The sequence below is a fragment of the Tsukamurella ocularis genome (assembly GCF_965138335.1).
In the GTDB taxonomy this organism is placed as follows: domain Bacteria; phylum Actinomycetota; class Actinomycetes; order Mycobacteriales; family Mycobacteriaceae; genus Tsukamurella; species Tsukamurella ocularis_A.
Map to the genome: position 1 here is coordinate 33,079 of NZ_CBCSDV010000011.1, position 11,743 is coordinate 44,821.

The following is an 11,743-nucleotide window of genomic DNA, read 5'->3' on the forward strand; positions in this document are numbered from 1 at the left end:
TGATGGCGGTCACGTCAACCCCCCCGTGGGGGCTCGGCGGCGAGCGCGGGGGCGGCTGCGCGGACCGTCGGATCGACGGGCCCGAGCGGTGGGCCGGCCGGCCCGAANACGGCGAAGCCGGAGCGCGCGGGGCGCGCTCCGGCTTCGGGCTTCGGGGCTCGGGATCCACGGCTGCGCCGGGCGGCCGTCACTCGCCGTTCGGGATCGGGTTGCCGCGTTCGTCGGGCGCGGCGGCGAACACCGAGACGTCCGGTCGGTTGCCCGTGGTGATCTCGTTGAACAGGAAGTTCAGGACCACTGCCACCACGGCCGCTGCGCTGATCCCCGAATGCATCACGGTGCCGACAGCGGTCGGGAATGCGTGCCAGAAGTCCGGTGCCGCAACGGGGATCATTCCCATGCCGATGGAGACGGCGACGATCACCATGTTGAGATTGCCGTCGAAGTCGACGCGCGAGAGTGTCTTGATGCCGCTCGCCGCCACCGAGCCGAACAGCACCAGGCCCGCGCCGCCGAGGACGGGATAGGGGATCGCGGCGATCACGCGGCCGACGACGGGCAGCAGCCCCAGGAAGGCGAGGATGCCGCCGCCCATCGCCACGACGTACCGGCTCTTGATCCCGGTGAGCGCCACGAGGCCCACGTTCTGCGCGAACGCGCTGCACGGGAACGCGCTGAAGGCGGGGGCGACCGCAGTGGAGAGCATGTCGGCCCGCAGTCCGTTCGCCACCCGCTTCGAGTCGACGGGGGTGCCCACGATCTCGCCGATGGCCAGGATGTCGGCCGTGGTCTCGGTCATGATCACCAGGATCACGATCGTCATCGAGATGATGGCGCCGATCTGGAAGGTCGGGCTGCCGAAGTGCATCACCGGCGGCAGCGAGAAGATCGGACCGTCGCCGACCTTGGAGAAGTCCAGCTTGCCCATGAAGGCGGCGATCACCGTGCCGACGACGATGCCGATGAGGATCGACAGCCGCGAGATGGCGCCCTGGAACAGCCGGCTGATCACCAGGATGATCAGGACCGTGGCGCCGGCCAGCCCGATGTTGGCCATCGAACCGTAGTCGGAGGCCTTCGCGTTGCCGCCCTGCGCCCAGTTGAACGTCACGGGCAGGAGCGAGAGCCCGATCACCGTGATGATCGTGCCCGTCACCACCGGCGGGAAGTACCGCACCAGCTTCGCGAACACCGAGCTCAGGACGAGGCCGATGAGCCCGGCGACGATGATCGCGCCGAAGATGGGCCGCACGCCGCCGTCCTGCGCGATGGCGGTCATCGTCGAGACACTCGCGAACGAGAGGCCCTGCACGATCGGCAGGCGCGCGCCGAGCGGGCCGATGCCGATCGTCTGCAGGATCGTGGCGAGGCCGCTGACGAACAGGCCGGCGGTCACGAGCAGGCTCATGTCCGTGGCGGAGAGGCCCGCGGCACCGCCCACGATGAGCGGGGGCGCGATGACGCCGCCGTACATCGTGAGGATGTGCTGGAGGCCGTAGACGAAGGTCTTGCCCAGGGGGAGCCGTTCGTCCTCGGGGCGTACCTCGGTGGCTGTGGTCATGTCGGCGCCTGACTAGCAGAATCCGGGGACGCCGTGCCACGCCGAGCCGGCGTCGGACGCGTCGTCGCGCACCACGCTCGCCTCGATGAGGCCGTACGGCCGGTCGGCGGCGATGAAGACCTCGCCGGGGTTCTCCGTGCCGAAGGGGGAGAGATCCACCAGGAAGTGGTGCTTGTTCGGCGCCGAGAACTTGATCTCCGCGACCTCCGGGTGCTGCTCGAGTACGGACTGGCCCATGCCGTAGAGGGTCTGCTGCAGCGCCTTGCTGTGGATCTCCGCGAATCGCTGGAGCATGATCGCGCGGATCGATTCGAACGACTTGTCCCAGTCCACGTCGGTGTGGTCGTAGCGCCACTTGGCCACGAGCGACGTCGCGAGGATCCGGTCGTCGGTCTCCTGCAGCGTCGTGTACTCGTCCTTGAGGAAGCCGTGGAACTCCGAGCCCGTGGACTTGAGCAGCGTCAGGTCGTGGATGCCGGAGACCACGTGGGCGCGCCGGTCGGCGCCGCGGCCGTCGACGTTGACGACGGTGGAGCGCACGCCGCCGCCCGACCGGACGAAGGCGTGGTCGTGGCCGGCGCCGTCGACCTGGATCCGGTCCCACGGGTACTCGTGCACCTCGATGCGGGCGCCGGTGGCGTTCGGGGTGCAGCCGAGGAAGCGATCGCCCAGCGCGAGGGCGTAGTCCTCGATCGCGCCGATGCCCTTCTCCTTGGCGAAGGCGAAGGCGGTGTTCTTCTGGGTGTCGGTGGGCAGCACCGCCGCCTGGTCGCCGCTGATGTGCGCGTCGGTGAAGTCGCCGCGCAGCGCGGAGGAGACGTTGAGGTCGCGGATCGTGTGCCGGGCGGTGTCGCGGTAGATCCGCACCACGCGGTTCTCCGCCTTGCCGTACTGGTTGGGGCCCAAGTGGATTGCCATGGTGGTCAGCTTCCTTTGTAGGTGGAGTAGTGGAACGGGCTGAGGAGGAGGGGCACGTGGTGGTGCGGGACGGCGCCGCCCTCGGCCCGCAGGCGGAAGGTGATGGCGACCTCGGGGAAGAAGTTCTCCTGGCCGGTGGCGGCGGAGTAGCTCGCGGTGTCGAAGGTCAGGCGGTAGACGCCGGCGGCCAGGTCGTCCGGGCCGAGGTCGCGGATCCGGCCGTCGTCGTCCGTGACGCCGCCGGCGACGGGTTCGACGGTGCCGTCCGGCGTGAGGCGGTCCATCCGGATCGGGACCCCGGCGGCGGGGACGCCGCGCGCGGTGTCGAGGACGTGGGTGGTGACGGTGCTCATGAGCGCCTCTCTGCGAGTTCGTCTTCCAGTTCCAGTACGCGGGCGAGGCGGCGCAGCGCGATGCCGCGCAGCTCGCGGGCCACCTCGGCGGCCTCGGCGTCCGGCGAGTTCTCGAGGCGCCGGTGCAGCTCGGCGAGGACCGTCGTCGCGTCCAGGCCGGCGGCGTTGATGAGGAAGACGCGGTCGAACCGCTCCTCGTAGGCGCTGTTACCGGCGAGCAGGGCGGCCTGCGTGTGCGCATCGGTGGCGACCCCGGACTGCTCCTTGCGGGACCAGCCCGCCTCCGTGGAGGCGCCGGCGGCGCGCTCGCCGATCCGGGGGTGGGAGGCGAGGGCGCGGTCGACGTCGGCCGGGGTGAACGCCAGGGCCGCAGTGCCGGCCACGCGGAGCGCGTCCGAGGCATCGGCGTAGGGCCGCCCCGCCAGGACCGCGTCGCTCCACGCGCGCACATCGCAACACGCGAGTAGAGTCGCCCGGATATCGGCCTCAGGCGCCGAGTTGAAGTCTTCGAGGTCCATCTGACCTGCCTTCTTTCGGTCTGCGGAAGAGGTTTTCCACTCATCGAAGAATGACATGTGATCTGAGTCACGTCAACAGTTTGTTGAAAATTCGTGGGGGCTACCATGCGGACATGCGTCTCACCGCGGAGTTCACGAGCGAGCCCTTCGAGGGCGAGGGGTCGGTGCCCTCGCACGCCGAGCGCGCGGTCGGGGTGCTCCGCGCCCGCGGTCTCGACCACGATTTCGGGCCGCTCGGCACCTCCGTGGAGGGGGAGGCCGGCGCGGTGCTCGACGCGCTCCGTGAGGCGCTGGCCGGCGCCTTCGCCGGCGGAGCCACCCGGGTCACGGTGCAGATCGACCGCGCCGATGGCTGAACGCGGGGTCCGCCGGGTGCCCGATCATCCCCTGGTCGAGGCCGTTCGCGAGCTCGCGGTGCGGCTCGACGCCCAGATCGTGGGGCCCGATGCCCTGCGGCGCGGCGATGTTCCTCTGGTGTGGGAGGGCGAGACGGTGGCGGGCGTCCGCCTCCCGCCGGCCGAGGCGCCCGCGGGCGACCTGGATGCGCTGCTCGCGAGCGTCGCCGACGAGCTGGGCTCGCCGCTGGCCGAGCTCGGGCGCGGTGAGAAGCAGCGCGCGGTGCGCCTGCTCGAGGAGCGCGGCGCGTTCGCCTACCGCAAGTCGGCGGAGGCCGTGGCCGAGGCGCTCGGCGTCACCCGTTTCACGGTCTACAACTACCTCAACCGGATCCGGGGCTGACGCCGGCGAGCGCGCGCACGGCCGCCTCGGCCTCGTCCGCGGTGACGACGCCGATCAGCGCCCGGTAGGCCAGGCCGTCCGCGGCGGCGAGCAGGACCCGCGCCCGGTCGCGGTCCCCGGCGAGCAACCCGGTCGCGAGATCCTCTGCGCCCCGGAGTGCCTCGTTGACGATCGTGCGGAGGCCGGGGTCGGTGACCGCCTCGGCGAGGTAGGCGTACCAGACCTTCGCGCCGAGCCGCTGCGTCCCGTCCCGTGGAATCGCGTGCGTGAGCAGCATCAGCAGGGCGGCATCGCGGTCGTCGGGGACGGGGTTCGCCTGCTCGGCGAGGGTGAGGTACGAGGTCAGTGCGTGCGCGACGATGGCCTCGCGGGTGGGGAAGTAGTGCTGCACGCGCCCCATCGAGATCCCGCCGCGGGCCGCGATGGCGCGCAGGGTGACGGCCGCGATGCCGTCCTCCGCGATGATCGTCCACACCACCCGGTCGATCTCCGCGCGTCGCTCCTCGTGGTCCACCTGCTTCGGCATCCGCCGATAGTAGCAATGCGGTCGCATTGCATCGCTGTTACAATGCGTATGCATTGTGAAGGAGGTGTCCCATGGGACGACGGTGCCGCCGCGTCGCCGCGGTCGGACTGGGCGCGGCGACGGTCCTCGCGGGCATCGGCGCGTACCTGGTGCGCGACCCGAGCCCCGTCGGATACTGGCGGTCGGCCGGCGCGCGCGCCGCGTACGTGGAGCGGTACGACCGTGCCTTCCGCGACCTACCGATCCCCGCCGAGACGCGGGACGTGCGCACCGGATTCGGCATCGTCCGCGCCTACCGGTTCGGCGCGCCCCGGCCCGGGACGGCGCCCGTGCTGCTGGTGCCGGGCCGCTCGTCCGGTGTTCCGATGTGGGCGGACGTGCTGGCGCGCCTGCGTGATCAGGAGGTCTACGCCGTGGACGCGTTGGGCGATGCCGGCATGAGCGTGCAGGACCGGCCCCTGACCGGCGCGGAGGATCAGGCGGCGTGGCTCGCGGAGACGATGACGGCGCTCGGCCTGGGACGCGCGCACCTCGTCGGTCACTCCTTCGGCGCGTGGAGCGCGGCGAACCTCGCGGCCCGGTACCCCGGCCGGGTCGCGACGCTGACGCTGTGGGAGCCGATCCTCGTCCTCGCCGGGTTGCGCTGGCAGATGTACATCGCGACGCTGCCCACGGCGCTGCCCTTCCTGCCCGACTCGTGGCGCCGGAAGGGGCTCGCGTCCATCGGCGGCGCCGACGAGGCCGATGCCTCGAGCAGCCCGATCGGCGCCATGATCGACGCCGGCGCGGCGGGCTACCGCGCCGCGCTCCCGACGCCCGCGCAGCCGGAGGACGCCGCGCTCGCGCGGCTGACGATGCCCGTGTTCGTCGGCCTGGGCGGCCGGAGCGCCGTGACGGACACCGCCGCGGCCGCGGACCGTGCCCGCTCCCTCCCGAACGCGACGGTCCGCGTCTGGCCCGACGGGACGCACTCCCTGCCGATGGAGTACCCCGACGAGCTGCTCGCCGAACTGTCGGCCGTGCAGGCCCGGCAACCGTCGTAGTCGCCGCCGAACCCCCTCAGGCCACCGTGATCCCGGCGGCGGTGAACTCCGCCAGCGCGGCGCGGGTGGAGTCCTCGGCGACGCCCGCGGTGTAATCCGCGAGCACGCGCACCGCCAGGCCGGCGGCCAGCGCGTCGAGTGCCGTGGCGCGCACGCAGTAGTCGGTGGCGATGCCCACCACGTCGACCGACGAGACATCGTGCGCCGCGAGCCATTCCGCGAGCGAGGCGCCGTCGGCGTCGTGGGCCTCGAAGCCCGAGTAGGCCGCGGAGTACGCGCCCTTGCTGAACACCGGAACCCGCAGCGGCAGGCGCAGGTTCGGGTGGAACTCGGCGCCCTCCGTGCGCGCCCGGCAGTGCACCGGCCAGGAGTCGACGAAGTCGGGGGTCGCGGAGAAGTGCGCGCCCGGATCGATGTGCCAGTCGCGGGTCGCGACGATCAGCGGAGCGGACTCCAGCAGGTCGTCGTGGATGCGCCGCGCGACCTGCGCGCCGCCGGCGACGGCCAGCGAGCCGCCCTCGCAGAAGTCGTTCTGCACGTCCACGACGATCAGGGCCGTCGTCATCGCTTCTCCTCCAACCGGGTCGGGATCGCCGGCTCGCCGTTGGACAGCCCGAGGCCCTCCCACGGCAGGGTGACCAGCGCGTCGCGCAGGTGCGCGCGCGCATCCTCGAGGCCGGGCAGGCCGTCCACCTGCTCGCCGCCGCGGACCAGCGGGATCTGCAGCGGCGTGGCGGTGAGATGCGCGGGCACCGTCGGGGTCGCGCCGGGCCGATGCAGGAGCTCCTCGACGATGGTGCCGGTGCTCCGCGCGAGCCGCACGGCCCGCTTCTCCCCGCCCTGGGTCTCCTTGTGCGAGCTGCGCTTCGCGACCGGCAGCCCGTCGACCTCCACGAGCTTGTAGACCATGCCGGCGGTCGGCGCGCCCGAGCCGGTGACCAGCGAGGTGCCCACGCCGTAGACGTCGATCGGCTCCGCGCGGAGCGCGCCGATCGCGTACTCGTCGAGATCGCCCGAGACCACGATCTTGGTCCTCGTCGCGCCCAGGCCGTCGAGTTGCGCGCGGACCTGGCGGGTGATGATGCCCAGGTCGCCCGAGTCGATCCGCACGCCGCCGAGCTCCGGCCCCGCGGCGCGCACGGCCCGGTTCACGCCCTCGGTGATGTCGTAGGTGTCCACCAGCAGCGTCGTGCCGGGGCCCTGCGCCGCCACCTGGGCCGCGAAGGCGGCCTCCTCGTCGGGGCCGTCCGGGCCGGTGTGCAGCAGGGTGAAGGCGTGGGCCGCGGTGCCGCCCGACGGGACGCCGTAGGTCCGGGCCGCCTCCATGTTCGACGTGGTCGCGAACCCGGCGAGGTAGGCGGCGCGCGCGGACGCCACGGCGGCGCGCTCGTGCGTGCGTCGCGAGCCCATCTCGATCAGCGGCCGCCCCGCGGCGGCGGAGACCATGCGCGCGGCCGCGGACGCGATCGCGCTGTCGTGGTTGAGGATCGACAGGATCAGGGTCTCCAGGATCACGCCCTCGGCGAAGGTGGCGCGCACCGTCAGCAGCGGGGATCCGGGGAAGTACAGCTCGCCCTCGCGGTAGCCGTCGATCTCCCCGGTGAATCGGTAGTCCTTGAGCCACGCGAGCGTCTCCGCATCGAGGAAGCGCTCGACGACCGCGAGTTCCGCGGGTCCGAACCGGAACCGGCGGAGCTCGTCGAGCACTCGCGTGGTGCCGGCCACCACGCCGTACCGGCGCCCCGCGGGCAGGCGCCGCGCGAAGACCTCGAAGACGCACGGCCGGTGCGCCGTGCCGTCCTGCAGGGCCGCCGCCAGCATGGTCAGTTCGTACTGATCCGTGAGCAGGGCGGAGCTGCGCCAGGAGGAGTCGGCCCCGTTTTCATCTACCGTCACACTGGGTACCCTAGAACCATGACCGACAGCAGCGCAGCGGCCCCGGGAAGTGACGGTGGTCCGGGCGGAGGATCCACTGCTGCCCAGCCCGGCACGTCCGCGGTGCTCGAGCGCAAGACCGACGAGGCGCTCGACAAGCCCTGGGTCACCGTGGTCTGGGACGACCCGGTGAACCTCATGTCGTACGTGACCTTCGTGCTGCGGAAGCTGTTCGGCTACAGCACGGCCAAAGCCAAGGAACTGATGATGCAGGTGCACACCGAGGGGAAGGCCGTGGTCTCCACGGGCGACCGCGACAAGGTGGAGGCCGACGTCCGCAAGCTGCATGCGGCGGGCCTGTGGGCGACGATGCAGCGAGACGACTGAGTGCGTAACTGGCAGGTCAAGCGGGGCGTGCGCGGCGATGTCCGCTTCGTCTCGAAAATGGATCCGGAGGAGGTCGGCCTCGTCCGGTCCCTCGTCGGCTCACTCGTCGAGCTGTTCGACGAGCGCGAGGACTCGGCCCCGCACGACGATCTCGCGGAGCTCACGGGGCTGCGCACGGGCCACGCCGAGCCGCCGCAGGAGACCGTGCTGCAGCGGCTGCTGCCCGACTTCTACCGCCCCGACGCGAACGCCCCGGGCGCGAGCGAGGCACCGTCGGGCGAACTGGCCCGCGACCTCAACGGCGCCCTCCGGTCGCTCAACGAGCCCGAGGTGATCGACGCCAAGCGCGACGCCGCGCAGACCGTGCTCGCCACGCTTCCCGAGCGGGCCGGCACGGTGACCCTCACCGAGTCCGAGGCCCAGGATTGGCTGACCTGCATCAACGACCTGCGGCTCGCGCTGGGCACGCTGCTCGGCATCACCGCCGACCTGCCCGACGGGCCGTCCTCGGAGGACCCGGCCCGCGCCGGGCACGTCGACGTCTACCACTGGCTCTCGGCGATGCTCGACGTGCTCGTCTCGGTGATGCTCGACCGCGAGCCGGAATAGCCCGCGCCCGGGCGCGGTTGCACGGCACATGACGGAGCCGGGCCCGCCGGGCGGACTGAGGATCAGGCGCGACCTGATCGAGCGGATGATCGCGCACGCGCGGCGCGACCACCCCGACGAGGCGTGCGGCGTCATCGCCGGGCCCGAGGGATCGGACCGCCCCGAGCGCTTCATCGAGATGCTCAACGCGGAGCGCTCGCCCACCTTCTACCGGTTCGACTCGGCGGAGCAGCTGCGCGTGTGGCGCGGCATGGACGACGCCGACGAGGAGCCGGTGGTGATCTACCACTCGCACACCGCCACCGAGGCGTACCCCTCGCGCACCGATGTGAAGTTCGCGTCCGAGCCGAACGCCCACTACGTCCTGATCTCCACCCGCGACGAGCTGGGGCCGGACGCCGAGGTCCGCAGCTACCGCATCGTCGATGCCGTGATCACCGAAGAGCCCGTCCACATCCTGGAGGTTTGATGTCCGTCACCGTGTCCATCCCGACCATCCTGCGCCCGCTCACGGGCGATCAGAAGCGTGTGCCCGCCGACGGGGCGACGCTCTCGGCCGTCATCGACGACCTCGAGACCCGGCACGCCGGGATCCGGGACCGGCTCATCGCCGACGGCGCGCTGCACCGGTTCGTCAACGTCTACGTCGACGACGAGGACGTGCGGTTCACCGGCGGCCTCGACACCCCCGTCGCCGACGGTGGGACCGTCACGGTGCTGCCCGCCGTGGCAGGCGGATAGGTGCGCTACGACTCGCTGCTCGACTCGCTCGGCGGGACGCCGCTGGTCGGGCTGCCGCGCCTCTCGCCCCGCTGGGAGGACTCCGACGGTGCGCCGCACGTGCGGCTGTGGGCCAAGCTCGAGGACCGCAACCCGACGGGCTCGATCAAGGACCGCCCGGCGCTGCGGATGATCACCGAGGCGGAGGCCGACGGCCGGCTGCGCCCCGGCGACACCATCCTCGAGCCGACCTCCGGCAACACCGGGATCAGCCTGGCCATGGCCGCGAAGCTCAAGGGCTACCGGCTGGTCTGCGTGATGCCCGAGAACACCTCCGCCGAGCGCCGCCAGCTGCTCACCATGTACGGCGCCGAGATCATCCCCAGCCCCGCCGCGGGCGGCTCCAACCGCGCCGTCGCGGAGGCGAAGAAGCTCGCGGCCGAGCACCCCGACTGGGTGATGCTCTACCAGTACGGCAACCCCGCGAACGCCCGCGCGCACTACACGGGCACGGGACCGGAACTGCTCGCCGACCTGCCCGAGATCACGCACTTCGTGGCCGGCCTCGGCACCACCGGCACCCTCATGGGCACCGGCCGTTACCTGCGTGAACACGTCCCGGACGTGCAGATCGTCGCCGCCGAGCCGCGGTACGGCGAGCTCGTCTACGGGCTGCGCAACCTCGACGAGGGCTTCGTCCCCGAGCTCTACGACGAGTCCGTCCTCACCCGTCGGTTCTCGGTCGGCTCCTACGACGCGGTGCGCCGGATGCGGCAGCTCATCGACGACGAGGGGATCTTCGCCGGGGTCTCCACGGGCGGGGTGCTGCACGCCGCCCTGGGCGTCGCGAACAAGGCCCTGGCGGCGGGGGAGCGGGCCGACGTGGCCTTCGTCGTGGCCGATGCGGGATGGAAGTATCTGTCGACCGGCGCGTACGACGGTACGTTGGAAGATGCGGAGGAGGCCCTCGACGGCCAGCTCTGGGCGTGAGTGCAGCGTCGCCTCCGCTCGCGCGAGGAGGTCGCCATGACGGTATCCGGCAACGACGGTGCGGGGCGCTCGCCCGCGCGGCGGATGGCGGGGAGCACGGCCGGACGGTCCGCCATCGTGGTGGCGGTCTTCGTCGCCGCGCTGTGGGGCATCGAGGTCGTCGACAGCGTCGCGGGTAATTCCCTCGACCAGTGGGGCATCCACCCGCGCGAGGGCGCGGACGCGGTCCGCGGGATCGCCGCCGCCCCGCTCCTGCACGGCGGCTGGGAGCACCTGGCCGCCAACAGCGTCCCCGCGCTCATCCTCGGCTTCCTCGGTCTGATCGCCGGCGCGGGCCGATTCCTGCTCGCCACCGCCATCATCTGGCTGGTGTCGGGCATCGGGGTCTGGGTCACCGGCGGTTCCGGCACCGTGGTGATCGGACTGTCCGGGGTGCTGTTCGGTTGGATGACGTACCTCGCGGCACGCGGGTTGTTCACCCGCAAGCCCCTGGACCTCATCGTCGGCGTGACGCTGATGGTGCTCTACGGCGGCATGCTCTGGGGCGTGCTGCCCGGTCAGCCCGGAGTGTCCTGGCAGGCGCACCTCTGGGGCGCGGTCGGCGGCGTCCTCGCGGCGGTGCTCCTCGGGCGCCGCGCCCGCAGCGAGTCCGGACCTGGCAATTCTCGTCAGGTCGGCGCGATCGCCACGTGACGATCGCGCATCTGGCAGCATGTGCTTCATGCGTCTCACCATCCTCGGGTGTTCCGGCAGCGTCGGCGGTCCTCGGGCGGCCTGCTCGGGATACCTCTTGGAGGTGGACGGACACGATCCGGTCGTCATGGATTTCGGCCCCGGAGTACTGGGCGAGCTGCAACAGCGAGTGGACCCCAACACCGTCACGGTGATGCTCTCGCATCTGCACGCCGACCACTGCCTCGACGTGCCGTCGCTGCTCGTGTGGCGCCGCTACCATCCGGTGCCCGCCGCCGGCCGGGCCCGCCTGCTCGGACCCGCCGACACCCCGGAGCGGCTGGGGCGCGCCTCCGCCGAAACGGCGGACATGCTCGACGACATCTCCGACACCTTCGACTTCTCCGCGTGGGCGGAGGACGAGGACCACGCGGTCGGCGGGTTCACGGTGCGGCCCTTCCGGATGTTCCACCCGCCCGAGTCGCACGGCCTGCGGATCACCGCGCCCAGCGGCAGGGTGCTCGCCTACACGGGCGACACCGGGGTGTGCGACAACCTGGTCGAACTCGCCCGCGGTGCCGACGTGATGCTCGCCGAGGCCAGCTGGACGCACGATCCCGGCAACCGCCCGCTCGGGGTGCACCTCTCGGGCGTGGAGGCCGGGCAGGCCGCTGCCGACGCGGGAGTCGGCCGACTGCTCCTCACCCACATTCCGCCCTGGACCTCCCGTGAGGCGGTGCTCGCCGAGGCCCGCTCCGTGTACGACGGCCCGGTCCACGCCGTCACGGGTGGCGACGTCTTCGAGCTCTGACGCCGCCGTCGACCGGAGGCGA

The 11,743-nt window shown here is 72.0% G+C and carries 17 protein-coding genes; 10 read left to right on the plus strand and 7 right to left on the minus strand.

Annotation, left to right across the window (positions count from 1 at the left end; translation table 11 throughout):
- Positions 1-187: 187 nt before the first annotated feature.
- Genes ACNAYW_RS11805 through uraD form a run of 4 tightly spaced genes read right to left on the minus strand, consistent with a single transcriptional unit; the run spans position 188 to position 3,350 of the window.
- Positions 188-1,561 (minus strand): nucleobase:cation symporter-2 family protein, encoded by a 1,374-nt coding sequence (locus ACNAYW_RS11805; RefSeq protein WP_415849891.1) that lies wholly within the window; start codon positions 1,559-1,561, stop codon positions 188-190.
- Positions 1,562-1,573: 12 nt separating this feature from the next.
- Entirely contained in the window at positions 1,574-2,479 is a 906-nt protein-coding gene (gene pucL / locus ACNAYW_RS11810; protein ID WP_415849892.1) for a factor-independent urate hydroxylase, read from the minus strand.
- Positions 2,480-2,484: 5 nt separating this feature from the next.
- Positions 2,485-2,832, minus strand: a complete 348-nt coding sequence (uraH, locus tag ACNAYW_RS11815; RefSeq protein ID WP_415849893.1) for a hydroxyisourate hydrolase — start codon at positions 2,830-2,832, stop codon at positions 2,485-2,487.
- Positions 2,829-3,350 (minus strand): 2-oxo-4-hydroxy-4-carboxy-5-ureidoimidazoline decarboxylase, encoded by a 522-nt coding sequence (uraD, locus tag ACNAYW_RS11820; RefSeq protein ID WP_415849894.1) that lies wholly within the window; start codon positions 3,348-3,350, stop codon positions 2,829-2,831. Before uraD ends, uraH begins: the two co-directional genes overlap by 4 nt.
- A gap of 113 nt (positions 3,351-3,463) precedes the next feature.
- Between uraD and ACNAYW_RS11825 the strand changes: the two genes are divergently transcribed.
- Together ACNAYW_RS11825 and ACNAYW_RS11830 are read left to right on the plus strand one after the other, a co-directional pair.
- Positions 3,464-3,706, plus strand: coding sequence for a thiamine-binding protein (locus ACNAYW_RS11825; protein WP_415849895.1), 243 nt, complete (start codon positions 3,464-3,466; stop codon positions 3,704-3,706).
- The gene (locus tag ACNAYW_RS11830) at positions 3,699-4,088 is read left to right on the plus strand and encodes a helix-turn-helix domain-containing protein (protein ID WP_415849896.1); all 390 of its coding nucleotides are present in this window, start codon (positions 3,699-3,701) and stop codon (positions 4,086-4,088) included. The genes ACNAYW_RS11825 and ACNAYW_RS11830 overlap by 8 nt, the downstream gene beginning before the upstream one ends.
- Here ACNAYW_RS11830 and ACNAYW_RS11835 read toward each other — a convergent pair.
- Entirely contained in the window at positions 4,069-4,614 is a 546-nt protein-coding gene (locus ACNAYW_RS11835; RefSeq protein ID WP_415849897.1) for a TetR/AcrR family transcriptional regulator, read from the minus strand. The two genes, ACNAYW_RS11830 and ACNAYW_RS11835, sit on opposite strands and share 20 nt — an antisense overlap.
- 71 nt (positions 4,615-4,685) lie before the next feature.
- On the opposite strand from ACNAYW_RS11835, the gene ACNAYW_RS11840 reads away from it, so the two are divergent.
- Positions 4,686-5,657: an alpha/beta fold hydrolase gene (locus tag ACNAYW_RS11840; RefSeq protein WP_415849898.1), complete on the plus strand. Its 972-nt coding sequence runs from the start codon at positions 4,686-4,688 to the stop codon at positions 5,655-5,657.
- Positions 5,658-5,673: 16 nt separating this feature from the next.
- Here the strand turns inward: ACNAYW_RS11840 and ACNAYW_RS11845 are convergent, their stop codons facing one another.
- Together ACNAYW_RS11845 and ACNAYW_RS11850 are read right to left on the minus strand one after the other, a co-directional pair.
- On the minus strand, positions 5,674-6,222 hold the full coding sequence (locus ACNAYW_RS11845) for an isochorismatase family protein (protein ID WP_415849899.1): 549 nt from the start codon (positions 6,220-6,222) through the stop codon (positions 5,674-5,676).
- Entirely contained in the window at positions 6,219-7,553 is a 1,335-nt protein-coding gene (locus ACNAYW_RS11850) for a nicotinate phosphoribosyltransferase (RefSeq protein WP_415849900.1), read from the minus strand. The genes ACNAYW_RS11845 and ACNAYW_RS11850 overlap by 4 nt, the downstream gene beginning before the upstream one ends.
- 18 nt (positions 7,554-7,571) lie before the next feature.
- On the opposite strand from ACNAYW_RS11850, the gene clpS reads away from it, so the two are divergent.
- Genes clpS through ACNAYW_RS11885 form a run of 7 tightly spaced genes read left to right on the plus strand, consistent with a single transcriptional unit; the run spans position 7,572 to position 11,721 of the window.
- On the plus strand, positions 7,572-7,919 hold the full coding sequence (gene clpS, locus ACNAYW_RS11855; protein ID WP_415849901.1) for an ATP-dependent Clp protease adapter ClpS: 348 nt from the start codon (positions 7,572-7,574) through the stop codon (positions 7,917-7,919).
- Positions 7,920-8,528 (plus strand): DUF2017 domain-containing protein, encoded by a 609-nt coding sequence (locus ACNAYW_RS11860; protein WP_415849902.1) that lies wholly within the window; start codon positions 7,920-7,922, stop codon positions 8,526-8,528.
- A gap of 28 nt (positions 8,529-8,556) precedes the next feature.
- On the plus strand, positions 8,557-8,997 hold the full coding sequence (locus ACNAYW_RS11865) for a M67 family metallopeptidase (protein ID WP_415849903.1): 441 nt from the start codon (positions 8,557-8,559) through the stop codon (positions 8,995-8,997).
- Positions 8,997-9,269, plus strand: coding sequence for a MoaD/ThiS family protein (locus ACNAYW_RS11870; RefSeq protein WP_415849904.1), 273 nt, complete (start codon positions 8,997-8,999; stop codon positions 9,267-9,269). The genes ACNAYW_RS11865 and ACNAYW_RS11870 overlap by 1 nt, the downstream gene beginning before the upstream one ends.
- The gene (locus tag ACNAYW_RS11875; protein WP_415849905.1) at positions 9,270-10,238 is read left to right on the plus strand and encodes a PLP-dependent cysteine synthase family protein; all 969 of its coding nucleotides are present in this window, start codon (positions 9,270-9,272) and stop codon (positions 10,236-10,238) included. It begins immediately after the preceding gene.
- A 36-nt stretch (positions 10,239-10,274) separates the two neighbouring features.
- Positions 10,275-10,931, plus strand: coding sequence for a rhomboid family intramembrane serine protease (locus ACNAYW_RS11880; RefSeq protein ID WP_415849906.1), 657 nt, complete (start codon positions 10,275-10,277; stop codon positions 10,929-10,931).
- 28 nt (positions 10,932-10,959) lie between these two features.
- Positions 10,960-11,721 (plus strand): cyclic nucleotide-degrading phosphodiesterase, encoded by a 762-nt coding sequence (locus ACNAYW_RS11885; protein ID WP_415849907.1) that lies wholly within the window; start codon positions 10,960-10,962, stop codon positions 11,719-11,721.
- Positions 11,722-11,743 lie beyond the last annotated feature (22 nt).

Coding starts and splice junctions, on each gene's coding strand:
- ACNAYW_RS11840 (WP_415849898.1), top strand. CDS start 4,686: ATGGGACGACGGTGCCGCCGCGTCGCCGCGGTCGGACTGGGCGCGGCG.
- ACNAYW_RS11845 (WP_415849899.1), bottom strand. CDS start 6,222: ATGACGACGGCCCTGATCGTCGTGGACGTGCAGAACGACTTCTGCGAG.
- uraD (WP_415849894.1), bottom strand. CDS start 3,350: ATGGACCTCGAAGACTTCAACTCGGCGCCTGAGGCCGATATCCGGGCG.
- ACNAYW_RS11870 (WP_415849904.1), top strand. CDS start 8,997: ATGTCCGTCACCGTGTCCATCCCGACCATCCTGCGCCCGCTCACGGGC.
- clpS (WP_415849901.1), top strand. CDS start 7,572: ATGACCGACAGCAGCGCAGCGGCCCCGGGAAGTGACGGTGGTCCGGGC.
- ACNAYW_RS11835 (WP_415849897.1), bottom strand. CDS start 4,614: ATGCCGAAGCAGGTGGACCACGAGGAGCGACGCGCGGAGATCGACCGG.
- ACNAYW_RS11825 (WP_415849895.1), top strand. CDS start 3,464: ATGCGTCTCACCGCGGAGTTCACGAGCGAGCCCTTCGAGGGCGAGGGG.
- ACNAYW_RS11830 (WP_415849896.1), top strand. CDS start 3,699: ATGGCTGAACGCGGGGTCCGCCGGGTGCCCGATCATCCCCTGGTCGAG.
- ACNAYW_RS11805 (WP_415849891.1), bottom strand. CDS start 1,561: ATGACCACAGCCACCGAGGTACGCCCCGAGGACGAACGGCTCCCCCTG.
- pucL (WP_415849892.1), bottom strand. CDS start 2,479: ATGGCAATCCACTTGGGCCCCAACCAGTACGGCAAGGCGGAGAACCGC.
- uraH (WP_415849893.1), bottom strand. CDS start 2,832: ATGAGCACCGTCACCACCCACGTCCTCGACACCGCGCGCGGCGTCCCC.
- ACNAYW_RS11865 (WP_415849903.1), top strand. CDS start 8,557: ATGACGGAGCCGGGCCCGCCGGGCGGACTGAGGATCAGGCGCGACCTG.
- ACNAYW_RS11880 (WP_415849906.1), top strand. CDS start 10,275: ATGACGGTATCCGGCAACGACGGTGCGGGGCGCTCGCCCGCGCGGCGG.
- ACNAYW_RS11885 (WP_415849907.1), top strand. CDS start 10,960: ATGCGTCTCACCATCCTCGGGTGTTCCGGCAGCGTCGGCGGTCCTCGG.